We start from the raw sequence: 24,313 nt of genomic DNA on the forward strand, positions 1-24,313 counted from the left end.
ACATCTTAAAGTAGCGCGAGCCTTATCTAAATGGTAATGTTCGCGCAATTTTTGAAGCAATGAGGAAGTGAAACTCATGTCTCTATACGAGCATCCCGAATTTGATCACCACGAGCAAGTGGTGTTTTGTCATGATCAGGAATCAGGCTTAAAAGCCATTATTGCCATCCACGATACAACTCTAGGTCCAAGCCTTGGTGGTACTCGTTTATGGAATTACGCTTCTTCTGCCGAAGCGGTCACCGATGTACTGCGTTTGTCTCGTGGTATGACTTATAAAAGTGCAATGGCAGGTCTGCCTTTAGGTGGCGGTAAAGCGGTTATCATCGGCGACGCGAAAAAGATCAAAAGCGAAGAACTCTTCCGCGCTTATGGTCGCTTCATCGAGTCTTTAAGTGGTCGTTACATTACCGCTGAAGACGTCAACATTCGTACTGAAGACATCGGTATGGTCGCAAAAGAGACCAGCTACGTTGCAGGCACGGCAGATAAAGCCGGCGACCCTTCACCTCATACAGCACTGGGTACTTACCTTGGTCTTAAAGCGGCAGCAAAACACAAATTAGGTAGCGAAGATCTTAAAGGTGTTAAAATTGCCATTCAGGGTCTGGGCGCTGTTGGCTACGATTTCGCTAAATATTGTGCAGAAGACGGCGCTGAACTTATTGTTACCGATATTAACGAAGAAGCCATTGAGCGTGCTGTTAAAGAACTGGGCGCGAAAGCTGTTGGTCTGGACGAAATCTATGGCGTAGACGCTGACGTTTATGCACCATGCGCTTTAGGTGCCACCATCAATGACGAGACTTTGAAGCAACTTAAAGTCAAAATTATTGCCGGCAGCGCGAATAATCAGTTAGCCAACCCTAAACACGATAAAGCGGTTAAAGATATTGGGATTTTATACGCTCCGGACTACGTGATTAATGCCGGTGGCGTTATTCATATTTGTTCAGAAGCCGCCAACTTTACTGTAGAAGAAACAGAAAAACGTGTGCGCGGTATATACGATACCTTAGATCAGCTTTTTGCCCGTGCACAGGACGAAGACCGCCCTACCGGAACTGTCGCTGATGAAATGGCTCGCGAAATCATCGCTAAAGGTAAGCAGTAAACGTCACTGCAAATAAAAAGCCTGAGTTAACTCAGGCTTTGTAAGATTATCTCAAGCGGGTGTCTCACCCGCTTTTTTTCTATCCGTTTTATTTGTGAGCGACAAGAGAATCCAGTAACCAGTACTCCGCTGCTTCCATACTCCTGAACCGCTTGTTGCCAGCCCATTTGATAAAGTCCCCTGCTGTCTTCCTGATTCTGTTTTTCATGACCAAATGTACCGGCCATGCCGCAGCAACCCACATTAACAACATCCAGTTTTAGCCCCAGATTTTGGAATAAGGCTTGCCATTGTTTAGCTGACTCAGGTACGAAACTCTGTTCGGTACAGTGCAGCATTAGACCGTAGCGACTGGTGCTGAATGAACTGATATTGTCAAAGTTCAAGGTATTAAGCCATTCTACAACCGTCATTACGTTAACTTCTGGTAGTTGACCATCGCTCGCCTTGCGATACTCGTCCCGGAATATCAATGCTGTAGAGCTGTCGGGCCCAATTAATGGAATACCAGCATCAGAAATAGGTTTTAACTGCTCGGTCACCTTTGCGGCTGTTTTCTCAAAGTCGCTGATAAAGCCTTTTACGTGCTGCGCTTTACCATGTCCTAAGAACGGCAGTAAAATCGGTGTGTAACCTAACTTTTTGATAAGCAGACCCAATTTTAGAACCAGATCGGCCTCGTAGAAGGTTGTGAACGGGTCCTGCGCAATAACCACCGAGTTTGACTTCTCATCCTCGGTCAAACTCATTATCTGCTCTGTGGTTAACTCAATAAGCCCGTTTCGACGCCAGGCGGTTCTTAAGTTGGGCGTTGAGAATAACGGCGTATCGACATAGCCAATACCATATTTGAGCACAAACCGGCTTAACGGATTATTAATCAGTAAATTGCTCAACCGGGGAAACTTACTCGCTATCGGCGCGGTCTTTTCAATACCTTTGACCAGATAGTCCTTTAACGGACGAGCGTATTTACTGTAGTAATGATCATAAAAACGAGCGCGGAACGTCGGCACATCGACACTGACTGGGCATTGGTTGGTACACGCCTTACAAGCCAGGCATTTGTCCATGGACTCTTTCACTTCGTGGCTGAAGTCATTTTTTCCGGCAAACCGGTTAAGCTGGCGTTTGGCAAAGCCCAATGATTCTGGCTTTTCAGCCGCGTTATAGCCGGCGTTGTGAGTTAACCGTAACCATTCACGTAAAAGCCCAGCCCGCCCTTTGGGCGAATAACGACGGTCCCGCGTTATCTTATAAGAGGGGCACATAGCGGACTTAGGATCGTAATTAAAGCACAAGCCATTACCGTTACAGTCCATCGCGTTTTTATAGCTGTCGCGTGTAGCCACCGGTATTTGACGATCAAAGAAGCCGCGCTTAACGGCATCGACAGAAATAAGCTCGGCATTGGTGTTAAACGGCGTACAGATTTTCCCCGGGTTTAGCTGGTTAAAGGGGTCAAAGCTGGCCTTAATTTTTTGCAATTCGGTATAGAGATGCTCACCAAAAAATGCCGGTACGTACTCTGAGCGATAGCCTTTACCGTGTTCGCCCCACATGAGTCCACCGTACTTTTGTGTCAGCTCGGCAACTTTATCACTGATTTGTCTGAGCATGACCTCATCTTCCGGCTCACACAAATCCAGTGCCGGGCGCACATGCAAAACTCCGGCATCTGCATGCCCAAACATGCCGTAATGCAGGCCGTTAGCGTCTAAAAGAGCACGAAACTCATTAATAAAATCAGCCAGTTTCTCGGGCGGTACAGCGGTGTCTTCCGCAAAAGCTACGGGTTTACGGCGTCCTTTAGTTGCGCCCAGCAAGCCTACCGATTTTTTCCGCATCGCATAAATCAACTGGATACTGGGTAAATCATCACAGACTTGATAGCCAATCACACCTTTGCTGTCTTTGCTTTTAATCAGCTTGTCCAGGCGTTGGGTTAAAGAGTTAACTTTGCTGTCTATTTCTTCCTGATTTACCCCCGTGAACTCAACCATGTTGATGCCATCCATTCGCTGACCTTCAACATCAGACAATAGTGGTTCAACCGACTTCCAGATTATATCCTGACGTGCAAGATTCAGTACGGTACTGTCAACTGTCTCTACTGAGGTTGCTTTGGCATCAACTAAAAAAGGCGAGTTCTCTAAAGCAGCCTGGAAATTTGAATACTTTACGTTCACCAACACCCGGTGTTTGGGAATAGGAGTAATATTCAGCCGGGCTTCACTGACAAACCCTAAGGTTCCTTCTGAGCCCGCAATTATTCGCGAAACATCTATCTTTTGCTGCTCGGCGTTATAGGCATGTTTCAAGTCATAACCGGTTAAAAACCGATTCAGCGGCGGAAATTTATCATGAATACTCTCAGCTTCACCGACACAGGTATCAATAATCTGTCTGTAAATTCGGGCAATGCGATTATCCTGCTGTGCAACAGTTTCGGCCTGTTCAAGCGAAACCGGTCCGCTATCAAGTACAGAACCGTCAAGCAGTACAGTCTTTAAACCAAGAATATGGTCGCTGGTTTTACCATAAACTAAGGAGCCCTGACCGGACGCGTCGGTATTGATCATCCCGCCAAGAGTCGCACGGTTACTGGTCGATAAGTCAGGTGAAAAGAAATAGCCATGAGGGCGCAAAATATCGTTTAGCTGATCTTTTACCACCCCGGCCTGCACTCGCACCCAGCCCTCTTTAGGGTTAACTTCCAGCACTTTATTCATGTGGCGACTTAAGTCCACCACAATACCAGAAGTTAAAGACTGGCCATTGGTACCGGTGCCACCTCCACGGGGAGAGAACTGCACACTGCTATTGTTTTCCTGACCTGCCAGCTTCATCAGCAATACAAGGTCGGTTTGATTAAGAGGATACAAAACGGCCTGAGGCAGGTTTTGGTAAACGCTGTTATCCGTGGCCGCGATTAAACGGCCCGAATAACTCACGTCAATTTCACCTGCAAACTCTGAGCTTCTTACCTGCTCAATAAAGTGCCGGTAGTCATCTGGTAACGCATTCTCAGCAGCAATCTCAGGTAATACAGTCATACTTATAGGTTTTCCGCCAGGTACATCCAGGTTTCAATAACGGTGTCCGGGTTCAGCGATACCGAATCAATGCCCTGATCAACCAACCAGGCTGCAAAATCAGGATGATCCGACGGGCCCTGACCACAAATACCAACGTACTTACCGCGTTTCTTCGCCGTTTGAATGGCCATTGCCAGCAATTTCTTCACAGCTTCGTCACGCTCATCAAATAAGTGCGCGATAACACCGGAATCACGATCCAAACCTAAAGTTAACTGGGTTAAATCATTAGAGCCAATAGAAAAACCGTCGAAGATATCGAGGAATTCATCGGCCAGCAGAGCATTAGAAGGAAGTTCACACATCATAATAACGCGCAGGCCATTTTCGCCCTGAACCAGCCCCTGCTCGGCCAGAAGTTCAATTACTTTACGCCCTTCTTCAAGAGTTCTGACAAACGGGATCATGATTTCGATATTGGTCAGACCCATATCGTTACGAACGCGTTTAATTGCTTCACACTCTAATGCAAAGCAGTCCCGGAACTCCTCTGAGATATAACGCGACGCGCCCCGGAAGCCCAGCATTGGGTTCTCTTCACCCGGCTCATACTGTTTTCCGCCAATAAGATTCGCGTATTCGTTCGACTTAAAGTCAGACATGCGCACAATGACGCGTTCTGGAGAGAATGCGGCTCCCAAGGTAGAAATTCCTTCGGCTAAACGCGCTACGTAATATTCGCGAGGGCTGCTGTAGCCGGCCATCATGCTATCAATCGTCTGCTTCAATTCGTCGCTTTGCTGGTCGTAATTAAGCAAGGCTTTAGGGTGAACCCCTATCATCCGGTTGATAATAAACTCCAGACGAGCCAGACCAATACCGGCATGAGGTAAGCTGGCGAAATCGAAGGCTCGGTCCGGGTTACCCACGTTCATCATAATTTTTAACGGTAGATCCGGCATGGCATCAATTTGTGATTCGGTAATATCAAAGTCCAGTTCACCCTGGTAGATATAACCGGTGTCGCCTTCGGCACAAGAAACCGTAACGGCCTGACCATTACTGATATGGTCAGTTGCGTCACCGCAACCAACAACCGCCGGAATGCCCAGTTCGCGTGCAATAATCGCTGCGTGGCAAGTACGACCACCGCGGTTAGTAACAATGGCCGCCGCACGTTTCATAATTGGTTCCCAGTCAGGGTCGGTCATGTCGGTAACTAATACATCGCCCGGCTGCACTTTATCCATTTCGCTAATGTCATTCAGAACACGAGCAACACCACGACCAATACGCTGGCCAATAGCGCGCCCTGTGCAGACAACGTCGCTTTTAGTTTTTAACGCAAAACGCTCAATGGCTTGCCCTTTTTGGTTTGACTGAACCGTTTCAGGACGTGCCTGAACAATATACAGCTTGCCGTCGACGCCATCTTTTGCCCACTCAATGTCCATTGGACGACCATAATGCTCTTCAATGATAAGAGCTTGCTTAGCCAGTGTTTCGACTTCTTCGTCTGTTACCGAGAAGGTCAGGCTCTTCGACTTTTCTATGTCTTCTATTAATGTCTGTTTTCCATGTTCTCTGTCGTCAGAGAAAATCATTTGAATTTTCTTGCTGCCCAGAGTTCTGCGCAATACTGAAGGGCGCCCTGCTTTTAAGGTTGGTTTATGTACGTAGAATTCATCTGGGTTAACCGCCCCCTGCACGACCATCTCACCAAGACCGTAAGATGAGGTAATGAAAACCACATCATCAAAACCTGACTCTGTGTCAATGCTGAACATAACCCCGGAAGAGGCAATGTCACTGCGTACCATACGTTGTATACCAGCCGACAACGCAACACCGCGGTGGTCGTAGCCCTGGTGAACGCGATAGGAAATAGCGCGGTCGTTAAATAATGAAGCAAACACGTGTTTAATGGCTTCCATTACACTACTTAAGCCACGTACATTCAGGAAGGTTTCCTGCTGGCCGGCAAATGAAGCATCCGGCATATCTTCTGCCGTCGCTGAACTGCGTACCGCAAAGCTAAATTCGTCGTTGTTTTCACTTAACTCAGCAAAAGCGTCTTTAATAGCTGCTTCAAATTCTGGTTGAAAAGGCGTATCAATAATCCATTGGCGGATTTTTTTGCCAGCCTGAGCCAAGGCCTGTACGTCGTCAACATCAAGCGTGTCGAGCAAATCGTGAATACGATCGTTTAAACCACTTTGCTCCAGAAACTGGTTATAGGCATCAGCCGTTGTTGCAAAACCACCGGGCACTTCAACTCCTGCTCCGGCTAAGTTACTGATCATCTCACCCAGCGAGGCATTTTTGCCACCCACTCGGTTTACGTCCTGCATTCCCAGATGTTGGTACCAAACTACGTATTCTTGCACGTCACAATCCTTAATTGATTTTTCGGCATGGAAGTGGCATCTATTTTACACGCTGTGGCCCAACAAGTTAATATCGAACCTACAATCGGTTAAAAAGAGATTTGCCAGTGCGCTATGCATTTTACATTTCAGATGGTACAGCATTAACCGCCGAGGCCTTTGGCCACGCGCTTTTGTCCATGTTCCCGGTCAATTTTGAGCACAAAACATTACCTTTTATCGATAATCAGGAAAAAGCAAATGAGGTGTGTAAAACAATAAAAAAAGCCGTTTCCGACAGTGGTGAGCCGCCTTTAATCTTCCATACTTTCGTTAACGAGAAGCTAAAAGCAAAAATTACCGACTGTGGAGGCATTTGTTACGACTTTTTAGACCACTTTATTGCTCCGGTGGAAAAAGAGCTGGGTGTTAAGGCGGAACCGAAAACACACCGTACTCATGGTGTACATAAAAACTACAACTTCAGAATAGATGCCATCAATTACGCGCTGGATAACGACGATGGCAAACGCTTAAATCAACTGGATAAAGCTGACCTGATTTTAATTGGAGTGTCGCGTACAGGGAAAACGCCGACCAGCTTATACCTGGCCATGCAATACGGAATTAAAGTTGCCAACTACCCTCTGACCGACGATGACGACTTTGAACGACTGCAATTGCCTAAAGAACTTAAGCAATATCGTCATAAGCTATTTGGATTGACCTTGTCGTCACAGCGTTTACATGAAATTAGAAGTCAAAGACGGGAAGGCAGCCAATACGCTTCTATGGCGCAGTGTCGGTTTGAGCTAGCTGAAGTTGAAAGGCTCTATAGCCGGGAGGCAGTACCTTTTATCAACTCAACTCATTATTCAGTAGAAGAGATAGCCGCAAAAATTCTGGCTAAAACAAACTTAGAGCGGCATCGTTACTAATGCCGCTCTAATATTCTGAGAAGCTACACTTTACTTCGCGTTGGTGCTTTCAAAAATTTTGTCCGCCGACGCTGCAACAAAGCCGGTATACAGTTTGCCGTCTTCAATTTCGTAGCGCTTAGCAAACTCATAGAAGCAACTGGGGATCTCAACAGTCTTATCAGAAAACTCAACTGGATGACGGTCAGCCATAGTTGATGATTGTTCCAGATAAACTTCCGGAGACCCTTTGATTTCGCCGCCAGACGCGTTCAGTTTGAAACCATTGTCTTTTAACTTCTGGTTTACCTGCTCAAGCGTTTGATAGCCCGGCAACTGGTTAACGCTGACCGTAAAGTGGTTAGCGCAATAGCCAAATGCAGCCATCCACGCAGCGTACTCACTTTCTTCGAGCAATGACTGGTAATCGGCATAACTGACTTTCCAGTGCGTACCCGAATAAAGAAAGTCCGGCTTTTTAGTGTCTTCAGCCGAAACCTGAGCCACCATATCTTTGACTTTGCTCTGCAGTTCATCAGAAAATTCAGCCGTCATTAATTCGCTGATAAATACTTTTGGCAATTCAGGGTCTTCATGCTCAAAATGTTTTGCACGCAGTTTTTTCGCTTCAAAGTGGTAGTCACCACCCTCTTTGTAACCTAAGTCCAGAAAATGTTGTGCCAGTACTTCCAGACCAACAGGACTGATATCAAAAGTCCGAAAAGCAACATGATCATTAACGATCGGATGCCCTTCGCCTAAAATTTGATGCACCTTTTTTGCTGAAGGTGTACGCGATAAATAATCTTGCCACAAGTTTTCAAATAACACTTCTACCTGTTGCGACATATAAAAAATTACCTCTTAAATATTCGGTTAAAGGGGATGATCAACCCGCGCCGTTGCGAGCTGCTTTTAATGATTCTGCGACTAAAAACGCTAATTCTAGCACTTGATCGGCATTCAGTCGTGGATCGCATTGAGTCCGGTAACGACTGGACAGATCTGCTTCACTTATACGGTAGGCACCGCCGGTACATTCTGTAACATCTTCACCTGTCATTTCCAGATGGATGCCCCCAGGGTAAGTGCCTTCAGCTTGATGAATCGCAAAGAAATGTCTTAATTCTTTATGTATGGCGTCAAAATTCCGGGTTTTCAAGCCATTATCAGCCTTAATCGTATTGCCATGCATGGGGTCACTTGACCAGACCACGTTACGACCTTCCTGTTTTACACGGCGCACTAACTCGGGCAATTTATTAGCCAGATTATCGGCGCCCATACGAGTAATTAATGTTAAACGTCCGGGTTCGTTGTCAGGGTTCAATGCGTCAATTAACTGAATGAGCTCATCACCTGGCATGGTTGGGCCCACTTTTACTCCAACTGGGTTATGAATGCCGCGCATAAACTCGACATGAGCTTGATCTAACTTACGAGTACGTTCACCAATCCAGACCATATGCGCTGAGCAGTCATACGGCAAACCGGTTAATGTGTCAGTGCGGGTTAAAGCTTGTTCATAAGGCAATAACAATGCCTCATGCGAGGTGAATAGCGAAGTCTCGTGAATGGCCGCGTTATTCTCTGAATTAATGCCCAATACTTCCATAAAGCGCAGCGCCGACTGAATTTCTTCAGCTATTTTCTGGTAACGCTCTTTTAACGGATTAGAGGCAATAAAACTTAAGTTCCATTTATGCACCTTGTGCAAGTTGGCCAGACCGCCCTGCGCAAATGCTCGCAACAAGTTCATGGTCGCTGCGGAGTGATGATAAGCTTTAATCATGCGTTCAGGGTCAGGTTGACGAGCCATTTCCTCAAACTCTGAGCCATTAATGATGTCACCACGGTAACTGGGCAGACTGAGATCGCCAATGGTTTCAAAGTCACTAGAGCGCGGCTTCGCATACTGCCCGGCCATGCGTGCAACTTTTGTCACCGGACAGGAGCCTGCAAACGTCATGACAATGGCCATCTGCAGAATGACCTTAAAAGTGTCACGAATTTTCGGTGCGTTGAAGTCACTAAACGACTCTGCACAATCGCCGCCCTGCAGCAGGAAACCCTCTCCTACGCAGACATTCTTTAACTGGTTTCTTAACGCTCGTATCTCTTCTGCGAACACCAGTGGCGGGAACTGACTCAGTTGCTGTTCTACTGCCTGCAACTGCGACGGATCGGAATACTTCGGTTGTTGTTCTATTGGCTTATCGCGCCAACTGCGCGCACTCCATTGGGCCATAACAAAAATTTATCCGCTTTATCGGTGAGTAAGAGTTAAGAATGTACCTCTGTATCCCTTGAAAAGCAACGACTAACGCCGTTGCTCAAGAGCATGAATTCGTTCTTCTAAAGGCGGGTGACTCATAAACAATTTCGACATAGTTGAGCGTTTTCCTTTAATACCAAACGCCAGCATAGTGCCATCGAGTTCCGACTCTTTGCCTTGCTGTAAGCGACGTAAAGCAGCAATCATTTTTTGTTTACCAACTAAATCTGCGGACCCGGCATCTGCTCTGAACTCACGCTGACGAGAGAACCACATGACAATGGTACTGGCTAAGACGCCAAATACGATTTCCAGCAACATCACGACACCATAATAGGCGAACCCACCGCCCCGCTGGTTATCACCGCCCCGCATTATCGCGCTGGCAATGATCCGCGCAAAAAACATGACAAACGTATTTATCACGCCCTGGATTAAGGTCAGCGTCACCATATCGCCATTAGCAATATGACTCATTTCATGTGCAAGAACCGCCTCAACTTCGTCAGCATTCATGCTTTGTAATAGTCCGGTACTGACCGCAACCAATGAAGCATTTTTACTGCGCCCGGTAGCAAAAGCGTTAGGCTCCGGCGATTGATAAACCGCGACCTGAGGCATAGGAACCCCTGCTTTTTGCGCCTGTTGCTGAACGGTACGGAACAACCATTCTTCAGACTGGTTCTGTGGTTTTTCTATGACTCTGGCTCCGGTTGAACGAATTGCCATCCAGCGTGATATCCAGAGCGATACAAACGCACCACCAAAACCAAACAGCGCACAGAACACCAGTAAACCCACTGACCCTTGTGCATCAATGCCGGTTACCGCCATCACAATATTAAAGACCACGCTAACAACCAGCAAAATGGCCATGTTAGTCGCTAAAAACAGCAAAATTCTCTTCATTGCTCGTACTCCGGGGAACTTAGTCTGCTAAGTTATGTGGGGGTATTTAGTCGTATTTCAATCTTACTTATGGAAATAAATGCTCAAATCTTCCTCTGTCCAGCCTGGCAAATAAGGAATACTAGCGAGCTCTTTTTCGTCCAGCAACTCACGTAAAGACGCTAGGTTCTCGGCCTGTCGCGGCATCGGCTCCGGCCCGGTTTGCACGGCAATCCAACCTGCAACATCGCAACCTTCCTGCTTTATTGATTGCAGGCTAAGCAACGCATGGTTCAGGCAACCCAGTTTTAACCCGACCACCAGCACAACTTTCGCATTAACCTCCTTTACCACTTGCGGCATACGCAGTCCGGAAGCCAGAGGTAACTGCCAGCCACCGGCACCTTCAATCACTAAACTGTCTATTGGCCGCTCATGAAACCAGTCTACCGCTTTCAACAGGCGTTCTTTGTCTATGACCACGCCACTGTCTGCTGCCGCAATATGAGGCGCAATTGCGGCTTCAAAGGTATAAGGATTAACTCTATCGTAATCAAAGGAAGTATTAGACTGACGCATTAAATTCAGTGCATCTTCATTCACCAACTGCCCGTTTTGCCAATGACAACCGGATGCAACTGGCTTCATTACCGCAACTTGTTGCGACTGCTTTACTAAGTATTGAACAAAAGCACATGCTGCAACGGTTTTTCCTGCGTCAGTGTCTGTTCCGGTAATAAAATAAGTGTTCATATCAACTTAAACTCAATGCTACTTAACTAATTTAATATTAAGAATTGACCATTCAAGTGGCAATCCCTGCAAAGTTCTATGATTTTCGAAGGCATTTTCCAACTGCTGTAAGCGGTTGCGCGTCATCAGTCCGGCGTTATCAGTTCGCCTCACATAGTTGGCACCAACTCCCTTAATACTGCCTATAAGTTCACGGACACTGGCAAAATACTGGGTGTGTTCTTCTGTCACGAATTCTGAATGACGCCAGTTAACTGAGTCGACTTCATTCTGCACCCTCTCTGCAGATTTAAAGCGGTGCGTATGTTGCAAATCGTCCACTTCATTCCAGCTTTTTGTGAAAGAGTTGAAAGTGCCCTCAATAACGGTATTAACGGTTACAACCCCACCCGGCTTTAAAACTCGATAAGCTTCACTCATCGCATTTTGCAAATTATCGACCCATTGCATAGACAAATTAGCGAAAAGCCAGTCAACTGAATTGTCAGCTACTGGCAAAGCTTCCCACTCGCCATTAAGCCAACTCAGTTCCGGATAATCAGCGGCAGCTTTAGACAACATAGCCGGAGCAATATCAACACCAAGATAATGATTTGCCCGGAGTAAGAGGTCTGCTGTCGTTGACGCGGGACCACAGCCAACGTCAAGCGCCTGATTCACATTAGCCGGCCCGAGGCTTAATAGCCGGTTGGCTGTTAAGCGCTGAATACTTGCGTGCTGGTGATAGTCTTTTGCCGCCTTATTGAACTGCCGCGCAACAGCCTGTTGAAAATTCATTGGTTTCATAACGGAGGTTTCATAACTTAGATTTCATAACGGAGACTTCATAACTGGCTAAGAATCCTATCTACCCGACTCCAAAATTGAGCAAGTTCGGGCGTCGACATTTCTGACGTTAAACTAAAACGGATACGGGAGCTTCCCGCAGGTACTGTTGGCGGACGAATAACGCTGCATAAATACCCCTGAGCCTGTAGTTCTGTTGCCATGTTTAGCGCGTCATCATCGGAGTTAAATAACCATGTTTGTATGGCCGAGTTTGATTCTATCGTTTTTAAACCGCGCTGTTTCAGCTGTTCCCGAAAATACTGAATGCGCTCAGCAAGTCTTCCGCGGCGGTCATCGCCTTCTGCGCTGCGTACAATTTCTACAGAGGCTTTTATTGCAGCGGCCTGAGCCGGCGGCATCGCAGTGGAATAAATATAATCACGGCAAAACTGAATTAAACTTTCAATTTCATCATCATCGGCACAAACAAAGGCTCCACCGACGCCCAACGCTTTACCAAAGGTGCCGGTTATCACATCGGCAACAGCGGAGTCCGCAACTAATGAGCCTTTCCCCTCAGCGCCATACGCGGCTATTCCATGCGCATCGTCAAGCATAATTTTCAGATCATACTTGCGCTTTAAATAAGCCAACAGGTTTAAATCACAGGCGTCTCCGTCCATGCTAAAAACACCTTCGGTCACCAGCCAGTCGCACGGACTGGCTTTGCTAACAACTGGTTCAGGTTGGTTATGTGGAAACCGCTTAAAACGCCCTTCACCGTGCTGCATACCGTCAATAATTGAGGCATGAACCAATTTGTCGGCGAACAGCTTTTGTTGTTTATCGATCAGGGTTGTCAGCACACCGTGGTTTGCTGCGAAACCTGAATTAAACAGCAAAGCCCTGGGTTTATTCATCCACTCGGCCAGCAACTCTTCCAGTTCCTGATGAACTTTACTGTAACCGCTGAGTAACGGTGAGCCAGTACTGCCAACACCCCAGATATCAATAGCTTGCTTAAATGCACGCTTTATATCCGGATGCTGGCTTAAGCCGAGGTAATCATTGGTACTGAAATCCAATTGCCAATGAGCGTCGGAGCTACGTACCTTTCGCGAGCGAAACAGCGAAGAGTCTTTACGCTCATTAAGCCGCTGCTCATACCCCAACACGATTTTCTCCACTCTCTATTCTCTGCCTATTCTCTACTAAGACGCGTCGTAGTATCGAACAGGGTTTTGCTGTTCTTTAATCGCATCTTCAATAACCGCGGTGTGAACTTCATCATCATAGCCGTCGCGCTGTTCAGGCTTAATGCCCAGACGCTCGAATAAACGTAAATCGGCATCTGCTTCAGGGTTCGCTGTGGTCAGCAGTTTTTCACCATAGAAGATTGAGTTAGCACCGGCGAGAAAGCACAACGCCTGCATTTCATCGTTCATGTCTTCACGGCCGGCGGACAAACGTACATGCGAAGCTGGCATTAAAATACGGGCTACGGCAACGGTACGCACAAATTCAAAGTTATCTAAGTCTTCCAGTTTGGCAAAAGGCGTGCCTTCTACTTTAACCAGCATATTAATCGGTACGCTTTCCGGGTGCTTAGGCAAATTCGCCAACTGCACTAATAAAGAGGCTCGGTCGGTGACGCTCTCGCCCATACCAACAATGCCTCCGGCACAGACTTTCATACCTGCGTCTCGCACATTATTCAGCGTATTAAGGCGATCCTGATAAGTTCGGGTGGTAATGATGTCACCATAGAACTCCGGAGAGGTATCGAGGTTGTGGTTGTAATAATCAAGACCGGCCTGCTGCAGCATTTTTGCCTGTTCATTACTTAACATGCCAAGTGTCATACAGCTTTCCAAACCCAATGCTTTCACGCCTTTGATCATTTCAATGACGTAAGGCATATCGCGGTCTTTCGGATTACGCCAGGCGGCGCCCATGCAAAAACGGCTCGCGCCCTTCTCTTTCGCTGCCTGTGCTTCAGCCAGCACACTTTCAACTGCCATCAGGCGCTCGCGATCCAACCCGGTGTGATAATGGGCGCTCTGCGGGCAATACTTACAGTCTTCGGGGCAGGCACCGGTTTTAATCGACAACAAGGTACTGACCTGAACTTCGTTCGGGTTAAAGTGCTGGCGATGCACTGTTTGTGCTTCGAAAACTAAATCGTTCAACGGCATCTGCAAAAGATTCTGAACTTCTTCAATGGTCCAGTCGTTACGAATTTGTGGCATGGTAAATCTCGTGTGCTTGGCAAATTATGGTCGACTAGAATAATCCAGCTCGATACACTGTCAATATACTTTCAGTTTAATACTTTACAATAGTTTAATTTATGAGCAAAAGCGATATTGAGTTTGATCGACAGCACATTTGGCACCCATATACCTCTACGCTGAACCCATTACCTGCTTATAAAGTTGAGTCAGCAAAAGGGTGCAGGTTAACTCTGGATACCGGTCAAGACGTTATTGATGGCATGTCTTCCTGGTGGGCTGTTATTCACGGATACCGTAACCCTCGCTTAGATGTCGTTGCTCACAGTCAGATAGATAAAATGAGCCACGTTATGTTTGGCGGTATCACCCATCAACCCGCGATTGCTCTTGCGCGACGTCTTATTGAACTGACGCCGGAGCCTCTACAGCGAGTATTTATTGCCGATTCAGGCTCTGTCAGCGTTGAAGTGGCTATAAAAATGGTCCTGCAGTTCTGGTTGGCGCAAGAACGGCCCGAGAAACACCGACTGCTGACCATCAAGGGCGGCTACCACGGCGACACGTTTAAAGCGATGTCGGTTTGCGACCCGGTCAACGGCATGCACCATCTTTTTAACAGAGCTATTAACTCCCAGCTTTTTGCTGAAGCCCCCAGACTAACCCCGGACGATGACTGGGCAGAGACTGCTGGTGACGAACTCAGACACTGGTTCGAGCAACACCACCATGAGTTGGCGGCGGTTATTCTTGAACCTGTTGTTCAGGGAGCCGGTGGCATGCGTTTTTATCACCCTGAATACCTAAGGCTAATACGCCAGCTTTGCGACGATTTTGACGTATTACTGATAGCGGATGAAATTGCAACAGGGTTTGGTCGTACCGGCAAGTTATTCGCCTGTGAACACGCTGGAATTACGCCTGATGTTCTCTGCGTTGGTAAAGCTCTGACCGGTGGTTACATGACGCTGGCAGCCACGCTAACCACGAAACAGGTAGCAGAAACCATTGGTCACGGCCCCGGCGGAGGCGCATTAATGCACGGCCCTACTTTTATGGGGAATCCTTTAGCCTGCGCGGTTGCAGCTGAGTCACTGGCGATTATTGCTGAGGGTAAGTGGCAGCAACAGGTTGCTGAAATCGAAGCTCAGTTAAAGCAGCAACTTCTTCCCCTGGCTGAATGTGATGCAGTAAAAGACGCACGAGTTTTTGGGGCTATTGGCGTATTAGAAATGCACCACCCCATTGATGTTGCCATTGCGCAGAAGCGTTTTGTTGAATTAGGGGTATGGATACGCCCGTTCGGACGCTTACTTTATATTATGCCGCCTTATGTTATTTCTACGAACGAGCTCAGCCGTTTAACCGTTGCCATGAAAGACTACGTTGAAACTCAGAGCTCTATTAAGGCTTAATAACCAAAGAAATAAACCGACAAGCCACCCAAACAACTCATGATCAGTATCAGGATATTGATCCACAAATGCTGTTTGTCCTTGCGGAAAAGAACATAATTAAGAACAAAGCTGAGCAGACTCACACAAAGGCCAATAACTAAAAGAATAACGAATAAGTCACCTAATGTGATGAGCCAGTCTTCGCGAACAGGAATACCAAAAATTTCAGTCAAAATGGTATCGCGCTCAGGTTTTGCATAATTGAAAACGATAGCGGCAACGACAAAGATAAACCAGCCGAAAATAGACAGCCATCCCAGAACACGGGACCAAAATGGTACCTGCTTTAAATCCGCTAAGGATCCCCTTTTCATAATTTTTCTCTCGGTTATCAGGGGTTATACTTGAGTCTGCGCCAAAGCGCGGTAACATAGCAACCTTTCTATAGCAAAATAGTGTAAATTTCGGAGAAAACCAACTCATGTCGTATGCTTCTGTAGTGGATGTTCTGACGGGAAAAGTCGCTGTCGATGAGACCGTCACAGTCCGGGGCTGGGTACGCACCCGCCGTGACTCGAAAGCCGGTATTTCATTTATTAACTTGCACGATGGCTCATGCTTTGATGCCATTCAGGCCGTGGTTCCGGCAGAACTTCCCAATTACAGTAATGAAGTGCAGAAACTGACGACCGGTTGTTCTGTAGCTATTACCGGTGTTGTTGTCCCTTCTCAGGGCAAAGGTCAGTCATTTGAGCTGCAGGCAACTAAGGTTCATGTATACGGCTGGGTGGAAGATCCCGATACCTACCCTATGGCTCCTAAACGTCATAGCATGGAATACTTACGTGAATACGCGCATTTGCGTCCGCGTACCAACATTACCGGTGCGGTCATGCGTGTTCGTAATGCGTTATCTCAGGCTATTCATCGCTTCTTCCATGAGGAAGGTTATTTGTGGGTGAGTACACCAATCATCACGACTTCCGATTGTGAAGGTGCCGGTGAGATGTTCCGTGTTTCAACACTGGACATGCTGAATATCCCGAAAACAGATAAAGGCGAAGTCGACTACTCTGAAGACTTTTTCGGTAAAGAAGCGTTTTTAACGGTGTCGGGTCAGCTGAACGTAGAGTCTTACGCTTGCTCTTTATCTAAAGTTTATACATTCGGGCCAACCTTCCGTGCTGAAAACTCGAACACCAGCCGTCACTTGTCTGAATTCTGGATGGTAGAACCCGAGCTGGCGTTTGCCACTTTAGATGATGTTGCCGGCTTAGCCGAAGCCATGCTTAAGTATGTGTTTAAAGCCGTTCTGGAAGAGCGCCCGGACGACATGGCGTTCTTTGCCGAACGCATTAACTCTGACGCTATCAGCCGTTTAGAAGCCATTGTAAATAATGACTTTGTGCACATGGATTACACCGACGCCATTGAGATACTGAAGAACTGCGATAGAAAATTCGAATACGCGGTTGAATGGGGTGTGGATTTACAATCAGAGCACGAGCGTTATTTAGCTGAAGAACATGTCGGCGCACCAATTATTCTGAAAAACTACCCGCGTGATATTAAAGCGTTCTACATGCGTCAGAACGAAGATGGTAAAACCGTTGCAGCAATGGATGTATTAGCGCCGGGTATCGGTGAAATTATTGGTGGTTCCGCCCGGGAAGAACGTTTAGACATTCTTGACCAGCGAATTGAGGAAATGAATCTGCCGAAAGAAGAGTACGGCTTCTACCGCGATTTACGCCGTTACGGTACTGTTCCTCACGCCGGTTTTGGCTTAGGTTTTGAACGTTTGGTTGCTTATGTCACCGGCGTACAAAACATTCGTGACGTTATACCTTTCCCACGTGCCCCGAAAAGTGCTGAATTTTAATCCAGCACCAAGTCATTGCCACTCATAAAAAACGGTGATGGATCTTTTTGAGGCTTTATTGGCGTAGGGACCGCAGGTGTCCCTACGTACAGAAAGCCAACAATGGCATCGTCAACAGATAATTTCAGTTGTTCCTTTATAAAGTCGTCCTCGGCCATCCATCCTGTACGCCAAATAGCCCCTATACCTTGCGCAAAAGCCGCTTGCTGCATGCCGTGAGTTGCACAGGCAACAGAGCACAGTTGCTCATCGCGCGGAACTTTCGGGTGCTCCTGAAAACGTAAGCAAGAGACTATCACCATGGGCGCCCGAAATGGCAACTGCCCAGCCTGCTCTATTACTGTTTCCGAAAAGTCATTAAGGCGTGCGGCCTGCTGGAAAATATCAGCCAGAACCTGTCTTTCTTTGCCCTGAAACTGAATAAACTGGTATGGCGTTAACCCCATATGATCAGGCGCACGAACTGCTGCAGCCTTAATTAATTCTAATTGCTCTACAGTAGGACCCGGTTCACTCAAACGTGGCATAGAGGATCGGCGGGTTAATAATTCTTCGGCATTCATACTTCAACCTTATTCAATGTGTAACGGTTAGTTACATTCTCTGACTGGTCTGTCACTCGCACATTCGATATGCTAAGGCTTGTTTTTATTAGCTAATGAGAATTTAACTATGCGCTCAATCTTCAGTTATTTGTGGAAAATAATCAACGGTACACGCAAGGTCATTTTAAACCTTGTGTTCTTTTTACTATTAGCGGTTTTTCTCGTTAGTCTCTTTAGCGGAGACGATCCCATCGAAGTGCCGGACAACGGCATTCTGGTTCTGAACCCTAATGGTATGCTGGTTGAAGAAAAAACCTGGGTTGACCCCTTTAGTCAATTTCTGAACGAAGCTATGGGAAGTGGTGACGACACTCCGGAAGTACTTTTATCCGATGTGGTTAAATCCATTGAAAAAGCCAAAACCGATGAGCGCATTGGTGCGTTATATTTAAATTTACAAAACCTCTACCCCAGCGGACTCAATAAATTGCGCGTCGTTGCCGATGCTCTGGATGACTTCCGTACTTCTGGTAAACCCATTATCAGCAACGCCGATTATTACGACCAACATCAATATTATATTGCGGCACACGCTGACCAGCTGTACCTAAACCCAATGGGTGCGGTGGTTTTTGAAGGGCTGGATTACACTCAGCTTTACTTTAAAGATTTACTCGACAAGCTTAAGCTTAAGCCCGAAGTCTTTAAGGTAGGTAAATTTAAGGCAGCGGTTGAGCCTTTTATTCGTAATGACATGTCTGATGAAGCGCGTGAAGCCAATGAGTTTCTTTATTCAGCCTTGTGGGATAGTTTTCGCACCGATGTTACCGCGGCGCGGAATATTAACCCGCTAGTTACCAGTGGTAAGGTTGATGACTTTATGTCAGCGTTTGACAGTGCCAATGGCGATATGGCTAAGATGGCGTTAGAAACAAATATGGTGGACGCCTTGCGTACCCGCACTGAAGTTCGTAATGAACTGATTAACTTAGCCGGACTGGACAAAGAAAAAGACACTTTCCGCCATATCACTTTTGATAACTACCTGGCTTCTGAAGCTGATATCCCTGAAGGTTTAAAACCTCAGGATCGCAATCAGATTGCTGTCATCGTTGCCCGCGGACAAATTGTTAACGGTTCACAAAAAGCCGGCATGATAGGCGGAGACAGCACGGCAAAACTGATTAGGGAAGCGCGCAATAACAAGCAAACCAAAGCAATTGTACTACGCATAGACAGCCCCGGCGGCAGCGCCTTTGCATCTGAAATTATCCGCCAGGAAATTTTGCAGGCAAAAGACGCAGGCATTCCGGTTGTCGCTTCTATGAGCACCGTTGCAGCATCTGGTGGTTACTGGATTGCCGCCGATGCCGATAAAATTGTAGCCGCACCCACGACCATTACCGGCTCTATCGGGGTTTTCGGTTTGTTAATGACTCTGGAAGACAGTTTAGAGGCCATTGGCATTCATAGCGATACCGTCAGCACCACCGAACTATCCATGTTAAACCCTTTGGAAGAAATGACCGATTATCAGAAAAACCTGGTACAACGTTCCGTTGAAACCACTTATGAAGACTTTTTGACTCTAGTCAGTAAGGCTCGCAATATGTCGCGGGACGACGTACATGAAGTTGCTCAGGGACGTATATGGACAGGCCAACAAGCGATGGAACGCGGCTTAGTTGACCAATTGGGTAATTTTGATGACTCCGTCGCTACTGCCGCTGAGCTTGCTGCTATTGATGACTATGACGTAAAAATCATTCAGCAAGAATTGTCAGCCAAAGAACAGTTTTTTGCTGACATGTTTAACAGCACCTCAGAGTATCTTCCTGCACCCAATGTTGCCGGCGATGCACAACATTGGTTAATGGGTACGCTTAATAAGGTGAAATCTGAAACCGCAGTTTTGCAAAACTTTGATGATCCTAAAAATATTTACTCTTATTGTGCACTCTGCCCTCAACCGCGATAGAATTATCGCGGTTATTTCGCAGAGCACAGGAGTGAACTTTGGCTCGTAAAAAGATTTATGTTGCCTACACAGGCGGTACGATAGGTATGAAAAAATCAGCTCAGGGTTATGTTCCGGTTGCCGGACACCTGAGCCGATGCGTTGAAAACATGCCCGAATTCTTCCGCGATGAGATGCCCGAATTCACCATTAATGAATATTCACCATTAATGGATTCCTCTAATATGACGCCGTCTGACTGGGTTACAATTGCCCGCGATATAGAAGCAAACTACGACAGTTACGACGGTTTTGTCATTTTGCATGGTACCGATACCATGGCTTATACGGCATCTGCTCTTTCTTTTATGCTGCAAAATCTGAGCAAGCCCGTTATTGTAACCGGTTCACAAATACCCTTAGCGGCCCTGCGATCTGACGGCCAGACGAATCTGCTCAATTCACTGTATGTGGCTGCCAACTACCCCATTCCTGAAGTTGGCTTGTTCTTCAATAATACGCTTTACCGGGGCAATCGCTCGACCAAAGCGGACGCAAACGGATTTAAGGCTTTTGCCTCTCCTAATTATCCTTCTCTGCTTGAGGCAGGAATTCAAATTCAGCTGAATGCCGGAGAGCTGTCAGAACCTTCAGCCCATTCATTGAAAGTGATTGAAATGACACCTCAGCCAATAGGTGTGGTCATGCTGTATCCCGGGATATCCGCTGAAATTATAAAAAATCAGCTACAACAGCCGGTAAAAGCCATGATTTTACAAAGTTATGGTGTAGGCAACGCGCCGCAGGACGAGGCCTTACTGGCAAGTCTTAAAGAAGGAATTAATCAGGGCATTACCATTCTTAACTGTACCCAGTGCTTTCGTGGCCGGGTCAATATGGATGGCTACGCAACCGGCAATGCACTGGCAGAAATCGGCATTGTATCTGGTGCTGATATGACTATAGAAGCAGCGCTCACCAAGCTGCATTATCTGCTGTCGCAAGACTTAAGCATGAATAAAATGCAGAAATTGTTACAGAAGAATTTACGCGGCGAGCTAACTCCGACATAATTTGACGCTGCTCAAATAATAATAAGAAAAATTATGGCAAATTCATCACCTGCATTCGCAACCCGATTAGGCTTTATATTAGCTGCCGCTGGCTCAGCGGTTGGCGTTGGTAATATTTGGGGGTTCCCTACCCAGGCCGCCAGTAATGGCGGAGGTGCGTTTTTATTAGTTTACCTGGTCATGATTATTTTACTGGCGTATCCGATGCTGGTAGCCGAAATAACCATTGGCCGCATACGACGTCAAAACCCGATAGAAGCATTACGTAACTTATCCGACAAGCCATTTTTAAGGGGCTCAGGCGCCATTGCCGGGGTCACGGGCCTTATTGTCTTAAGCTTAATATTAAGCTTTTACGCCATTGTATCCGGCTGGCTTATTTCTTATATGCTGGCACCACTTATGGTGTTAATTGGGTTACCAGAAACGGCGACCTGGTTTACCGAGTTCTCGGTTTCCAGAAACCTTACCACCATGATATTTTTCATGCTGCTAACCGTTTACGTCGTACGCTCAGGTGTCAACAACGGAATAGAGCGCTGGTCCAGACGTTTGATGCCTTTGTTGTTTTTATTACTGATTGGTATGTCAGCTTATATTCTGACACAGGAAGGCGCTATTGAAGGCCTGAAAATGTATCTGCTGCCTGACTTTTCAACCGTAACAGACCCGAACCTAATTATTCGCGCTATGGGTCAGGCCTTCTTCTCGCTGTCACTTGGTGTTTGCGTGATGATGACGTACGGTGCGTATCTGTCAAACTCCGAGAACATACCCAAAACAGCAGCCTGGGTAGCAGGCATTGATACCAGCGTTGCGTTTTTAGCCGGCCTGCTTATTTTGCCCGCTATGTTTGTCGCACAAGCCAATGGGGTAACCATTTATGCGGACGACGGCACTCTGCTCTCCGCCGATACGTTAGTTTTCACTGTATTACCGGCAATGTTCGATGCCCTTGGTTACGCCGGCTTATTTGTTTCATTTGGCTTCTTCCTGTTAATGGTGATTGCGGCTATCACATCATCCATTTCTATGCTGGAAGCGCCCGTCAATGCACTTAGAGAGGAAGCAAACTGCGATCGCAGCAGCGGCGTCTGGATAATTGCACTAGTGGTGACTGCATTATCTACTCTCATCATTTATAACTTTGAGTTACTTTTTGGTGCCGTTATTACCTTTAGCACGGTTTATATGCAGCCAATAATGGCTCTGGTATTCGGTATTATGCTGACCTGGGTATTACGTCAAAATTATTTATTAAAGGCGTTAAAACAAGGGTCACCGGATATTGATAAAAGCTTGTTCTGGAAGATATGGCCGTGGTATGTAAAATTCATTTGTCCAATACTGATTTTACTGGTTATCTGGCGCGGCTAATAACCGTTTAAAGGCTCTTCAATAAGCTGAAGAGCCTTTTTTTATAAACGAATTAAATGACCAGCATATCCATAAATTCATTAACCGCGATATTTTCAAAGAACTGTTGCTGAGCGCACTGGTCAAAAATGGATTTAACCCGTGGCTCAGGAAAACGAGTCGCTAAATTAGCTTTAAATTTGCTTTCAAGTACCGGAAAGCCCTCTTCCCGGCGTCTTCTGTGCCCTATTGGGTATTCCACCACAACTTTGTCAGTATGAGTTCCATCTTTAAAGAAGACCTGTAACGCATTAGCTATAGAACGCTTCTCAGGGTCGTGATAATCCTGACTATATTGCTTGTTTTCAATCACTTCCATTTTTTCACGGATAGTATCAATAACCGGATGACTTTCATGAAAGCCGTTTTCATAATGATCAGCGGTTAATTCACCGAAAATTAGCGGTACAGCAGTCATATATTGCAGACAGTGATCTCTGTCTGCCGGATTAGCCAGCTTTCCTTGTTTTGAAATGATTCGAATAGCCGACTCATGAGTCGTTATTTCAACTTTCTCAATATCATCAATTCTACCTTTAACTTCCGGGTGTAATGTCACAGCTGCTTCACAGGCAGTTTGAGCATGAAACTCGGCGGGAAAAGACAGTTTAAACAAAATGTTTTCCATGACGTAACTGCCATAGTCACGCTGAAACTTAAACTCCCAGTCTTCTTTAGGTTTCAGCTGCTGATCTTTATTGGTTTTATTAAACAACACATCATAAAAGCCCCACTGCGGAGCAGTAAGTGCCCCTGGAATTCCCATTTCACCACGCATGGTTATGTCGGCCAGGCGCACCGCTCTTGATGTGGCATCGCCTGCCGCCCAGGATTTACGCGAGCCGGCATTCGGTGCGTGTCGGTAGGTTCTTAACGACTGGCCGTCGACCCAGGCTTGCGAAACAGCAGCCATAATCTGCTCTCTGGAGCCCCCCATTAACCAAGTCACGACAGCTGTAGAGGCCACCTTTACCAGCACAACGTGGTCCAGACCAACACGGTTAAAACTGTTTTCTATGGCTAAATTACCCTGAATTTCATGGGCTTTAATCATTGCCTCTAAAACGGTTTTCATGGTTAAAGGCTTCTCGCCTTTTGATACTCGCTTTTGCGAAATATAGTCAGCGGTTGCCAAAATACCGCCTAAATTATCGGAGGGGTGCCCCCACTCGGCGGCCAGCCAGGTATCATTAAAATCCAGCCAGCGGATAATGCAGCCAATATCCCAGGCCGCTTTAGCCGGGTCCATACGAAATTGAGTGCCCGGTACCCGGGCGCCATTTGGAACCGTGGTGCCTTCAACCAGCGGACCTAAATGTTTGCTGCACTCGGGAAAGCGTAGCGCTAATAAGCCACACCCCAGAGTGTCCATCAGACAGTTACGAGCCGTATTCCACGCTTCCTCACTGTCTACCTGGTAATCGATAACGTAGTCTGCAATGGTTTGAATGACTTCGTCGTAGTCGGGACGTTCATTACTTTCAACGGTTGTACTCATCACTGACTCCTTAGTTAATTTTATTATCAGAACGGGCTATCCGTTTGTCTATATGTACCCTGAAAAGTGTCTTTTTGATCGCCATGAATTGTTAAGAAAGAGGAAGAAAAAGATAAAAAAAACCCGGAACCAATCCAGATTGTTCCGGGTATAGGGGAATGGCTCAAAGGTTGAGCCGTGCGCTAACTCATGACA

The 24,313-nt window shown here is 46.6% G+C and carries 19 protein-coding genes; 7 read left to right on the plus strand and 12 right to left on the minus strand.

The window, feature by feature from the left end; genetic code table 11:
* Nucleotides 1-76: 76 nt before the first annotated feature.
* Nucleotides 77-1,114, plus strand: coding sequence for a Glu/Leu/Phe/Val dehydrogenase dimerization domain-containing protein (locus DET62_RS04575; RefSeq protein WP_110013136.1), 1,038 nt, complete (start codon nucleotides 77-79; stop codon nucleotides 1,112-1,114).
* Nucleotides 1,115-1,140: 26 nt separating this feature from the next.
* On the opposite strand, the gene DET62_RS04580 is transcribed toward DET62_RS04575, so the two are convergent.
* Both DET62_RS04580 and ppsA read right to left on the minus strand, forming a co-directional pair.
* Complete coding sequence (locus DET62_RS04580) at nucleotides 1,141-4,170, minus strand: FAD-binding and (Fe-S)-binding domain-containing protein (RefSeq protein WP_110013137.1); 3,030 nt, start codon at nucleotides 4,168-4,170, stop codon at nucleotides 1,141-1,143.
* 2 nt (nucleotides 4,171-4,172) lie between these two features.
* On the minus strand, nucleotides 4,173-6,539 hold the full coding sequence (gene ppsA, locus DET62_RS04585) for a phosphoenolpyruvate synthase (protein ID WP_110013138.1): 2,367 nt from the start codon (nucleotides 6,537-6,539) through the stop codon (nucleotides 4,173-4,175).
* A 107-nt stretch (nucleotides 6,540-6,646) separates the two neighbouring features.
* Here ppsA and DET62_RS04590 point away from each other — a divergent pair, with 107 nt between their 5' ends.
* Entirely contained in the window at nucleotides 6,647-7,456 is an 810-nt protein-coding gene (locus DET62_RS04590) for a pyruvate, water dikinase regulatory protein (RefSeq protein WP_011234563.1), read from the plus strand.
* 30 nt (nucleotides 7,457-7,486) lie between these two features.
* On the opposite strand, the gene DET62_RS04595 is transcribed toward DET62_RS04590, so the two are convergent.
* The 7 genes from DET62_RS04595 to bioB all read right to left on the minus strand — a co-directional run bounded on the left by DET62_RS04595 (nucleotide 7,487) and on the right by bioB (nucleotide 14,368).
* Nucleotides 7,487-8,284, minus strand: a complete 798-nt coding sequence (locus DET62_RS04595) for a DUF1338 domain-containing protein (protein WP_110013139.1) — start codon at nucleotides 8,282-8,284, stop codon at nucleotides 7,487-7,489.
* Nucleotides 8,285-8,324: 40 nt separating this feature from the next.
* On the minus strand, nucleotides 8,325-9,683 hold the full coding sequence (locus DET62_RS04600; RefSeq protein ID WP_110013140.1) for a 3-deoxy-7-phosphoheptulonate synthase class II: 1,359 nt from the start codon (nucleotides 9,681-9,683) through the stop codon (nucleotides 8,325-8,327).
* A 72-nt stretch (nucleotides 9,684-9,755) separates the two neighbouring features.
* The gene (gene htpX, locus DET62_RS04605) at nucleotides 9,756-10,619 is read right to left on the minus strand and encodes a protease HtpX (protein ID WP_034823144.1); all 864 of its coding nucleotides are present in this window, start codon (nucleotides 10,617-10,619) and stop codon (nucleotides 9,756-9,758) included.
* A gap of 63 nt (nucleotides 10,620-10,682) precedes the next feature.
* Nucleotides 10,683-11,351 carry a dethiobiotin synthase gene (gene bioD / locus DET62_RS04610; protein WP_110013141.1) on the minus strand — a complete coding sequence of 223 codons (669 nt, stop codon included), beginning with the start codon at nucleotides 11,349-11,351 and terminating at the stop codon, nucleotides 10,683-10,685.
* 18 nt (nucleotides 11,352-11,369) lie between these two features.
* Nucleotides 11,370-12,137 (minus strand): methyltransferase domain-containing protein, encoded by a 768-nt coding sequence (locus DET62_RS04615; RefSeq protein WP_110013142.1) that lies wholly within the window; start codon nucleotides 12,135-12,137, stop codon nucleotides 11,370-11,372.
* A 38-nt stretch (nucleotides 12,138-12,175) separates the two neighbouring features.
* Nucleotides 12,176-13,306 carry an 8-amino-7-oxononanoate synthase gene (locus DET62_RS04620; protein ID WP_243734856.1) on the minus strand — a complete coding sequence of 377 codons (1,131 nt, stop codon included), beginning with the start codon at nucleotides 13,304-13,306 and terminating at the stop codon, nucleotides 12,176-12,178.
* Nucleotides 13,307-13,330: 24 nt separating this feature from the next.
* Nucleotides 13,331-14,368, minus strand: coding sequence for a biotin synthase BioB (gene bioB, locus DET62_RS04625; protein ID WP_011234570.1), 1,038 nt, complete (start codon nucleotides 14,366-14,368; stop codon nucleotides 13,331-13,333).
* Between the two features lie 101 nt (nucleotides 14,369-14,469).
* Here bioB and bioA point away from each other — a divergent pair, with 101 nt between their 5' ends.
* Nucleotides 14,470-15,765 (plus strand): adenosylmethionine--8-amino-7-oxononanoate transaminase, encoded by a 1,296-nt coding sequence (gene bioA, locus DET62_RS04630; RefSeq protein ID WP_110013144.1) that lies wholly within the window; start codon nucleotides 14,470-14,472, stop codon nucleotides 15,763-15,765.
* Here bioA and DET62_RS04635 read toward each other — a convergent pair.
* Complete coding sequence (locus DET62_RS04635; RefSeq protein ID WP_011234572.1) at nucleotides 15,762-16,121, minus strand: hypothetical protein; 360 nt, start codon at nucleotides 16,119-16,121, stop codon at nucleotides 15,762-15,764. The genes bioA and DET62_RS04635 overlap by 4 nt on opposite strands.
* Before the next feature lie 107 nt (nucleotides 16,122-16,228).
* Between DET62_RS04635 and asnS the strand changes: the two genes are divergently transcribed.
* On the plus strand, nucleotides 16,229-17,629 hold the full coding sequence (asnS, locus tag DET62_RS04640) for an asparagine--tRNA ligase (protein ID WP_110013145.1): 1,401 nt from the start codon (nucleotides 16,229-16,231) through the stop codon (nucleotides 17,627-17,629).
* Here the strand turns inward: asnS and DET62_RS04645 are convergent.
* A complete protein-coding gene (locus tag DET62_RS04645; RefSeq protein WP_110013146.1) occupies nucleotides 17,626-18,192 on the minus strand; it encodes a nitroreductase family protein in 567 nt (188 codons plus the stop codon). The genes asnS and DET62_RS04645 overlap by 4 nt on opposite strands.
* A 109-nt stretch (nucleotides 18,193-18,301) precedes the next feature.
* Between DET62_RS04645 and sppA the strand changes: the two genes are divergently transcribed.
* The 3 genes from sppA to DET62_RS04660 are packed head-to-tail and all read left to right on the plus strand — an operon-like array spanning nucleotide 18,302 to nucleotide 22,581.
* Nucleotides 18,302-20,152, plus strand: a complete 1,851-nt coding sequence (gene sppA, locus DET62_RS04650) for a signal peptide peptidase SppA (protein ID WP_110013147.1) — start codon at nucleotides 18,302-18,304, stop codon at nucleotides 20,150-20,152.
* 38 nt (nucleotides 20,153-20,190) lie between these two features.
* Nucleotides 20,191-21,204 carry an asparaginase gene (ansA, locus tag DET62_RS04655; RefSeq protein WP_110013148.1) on the plus strand — a complete coding sequence of 338 codons (1,014 nt, stop codon included), beginning with the start codon at nucleotides 20,191-20,193 and terminating at the stop codon, nucleotides 21,202-21,204.
* Nucleotides 21,205-21,237: 33 nt separating this feature from the next.
* Complete coding sequence (locus DET62_RS04660) at nucleotides 21,238-22,581, plus strand: sodium-dependent transporter (RefSeq protein WP_110013149.1); 1,344 nt, start codon at nucleotides 21,238-21,240, stop codon at nucleotides 22,579-22,581.
* A gap of 52 nt (nucleotides 22,582-22,633) precedes the next feature.
* Here DET62_RS04660 and DET62_RS04665 read toward each other — a convergent pair whose 3' ends face one another.
* Nucleotides 22,634-24,118, minus strand: coding sequence for a bifunctional 2-methylcitrate dehydratase/aconitate hydratase (locus DET62_RS04665; protein WP_110013150.1), 1,485 nt, complete (start codon nucleotides 24,116-24,118; stop codon nucleotides 22,634-22,636).
* Between the last annotated feature and the right edge of the window lie 195 nt (nucleotides 24,119-24,313).

The sequence above is a fragment of the Idiomarina sp. H2 genome (genome assembly GCF_004364275.1).
Taxonomy (GTDB): Bacteria; Pseudomonadota; Gammaproteobacteria; order Enterobacterales; family Alteromonadaceae; genus Idiomarina; species Idiomarina loihiensis.

Bases quoted from the DNA above. Each gene is read 5' to 3' on its own strand.
- DET62_RS04615 (WP_110013142.1), bottom strand. From the start codon at position 12,137: ATGAAACCAATGAATTTTCAACAGGCTGTTGCGCGGCAGTTCAATAAG.
- sppA (WP_110013147.1), top strand. From the start codon at position 18,302: ATGCGCTCAATCTTCAGTTATTTGTGGAAAATAATCAACGGTACACGC.
- DET62_RS04575 (WP_110013136.1), top strand. From the start codon at position 77: ATGTCTCTATACGAGCATCCCGAATTTGATCACCACGAGCAAGTGGTG.
- DET62_RS04635 (WP_011234572.1), bottom strand. From the start codon at position 16,121: ATGAAAAGGGGATCCTTAGCGGATTTAAAGCAGGTACCATTTTGGTCC.
- asnS (WP_110013145.1), top strand. From the start codon at position 16,229: ATGTCGTATGCTTCTGTAGTGGATGTTCTGACGGGAAAAGTCGCTGTC.
- DET62_RS04580 (WP_110013137.1), bottom strand. From the start codon at position 4,170: ATGACTGTATTACCTGAGATTGCTGCTGAGAATGCGTTACCAGATGAC.
- DET62_RS04645 (WP_110013146.1), bottom strand. From the start codon at position 18,192: ATGAATGCCGAAGAATTATTAACCCGCCGATCCTCTATGCCACGTTTG.
- bioA (WP_110013144.1), top strand. From the start codon at position 14,470: ATGAGCAAAAGCGATATTGAGTTTGATCGACAGCACATTTGGCACCCA.
- bioD (WP_110013141.1), bottom strand. From the start codon at position 11,351: ATGAACACTTATTTTATTACCGGAACAGACACTGACGCAGGAAAAACC.
- DET62_RS04665 (WP_110013150.1), bottom strand. From the start codon at position 24,118: ATGAGTACAACCGTTGAAAGTAATGAACGTCCCGACTACGACGAAGTC.
- DET62_RS04600 (WP_110013140.1), bottom strand. From the start codon at position 9,683: ATGGCCCAATGGAGTGCGCGCAGTTGGCGCGATAAGCCAATAGAACAA.
- bioB (WP_011234570.1), bottom strand. From the start codon at position 14,368: ATGCCACAAATTCGTAACGACTGGACCATTGAAGAAGTTCAGAATCTT.
- DET62_RS04595 (WP_110013139.1), bottom strand. From the start codon at position 8,284: ATGTCGCAACAGGTAGAAGTGTTATTTGAAAACTTGTGGCAAGATTAT.
- htpX (WP_034823144.1), bottom strand. From the start codon at position 10,619: ATGAAGAGAATTTTGCTGTTTTTAGCGACTAACATGGCCATTTTGCTG.
- DET62_RS04660 (WP_110013149.1), top strand. From the start codon at position 21,238: ATGGCAAATTCATCACCTGCATTCGCAACCCGATTAGGCTTTATATTA.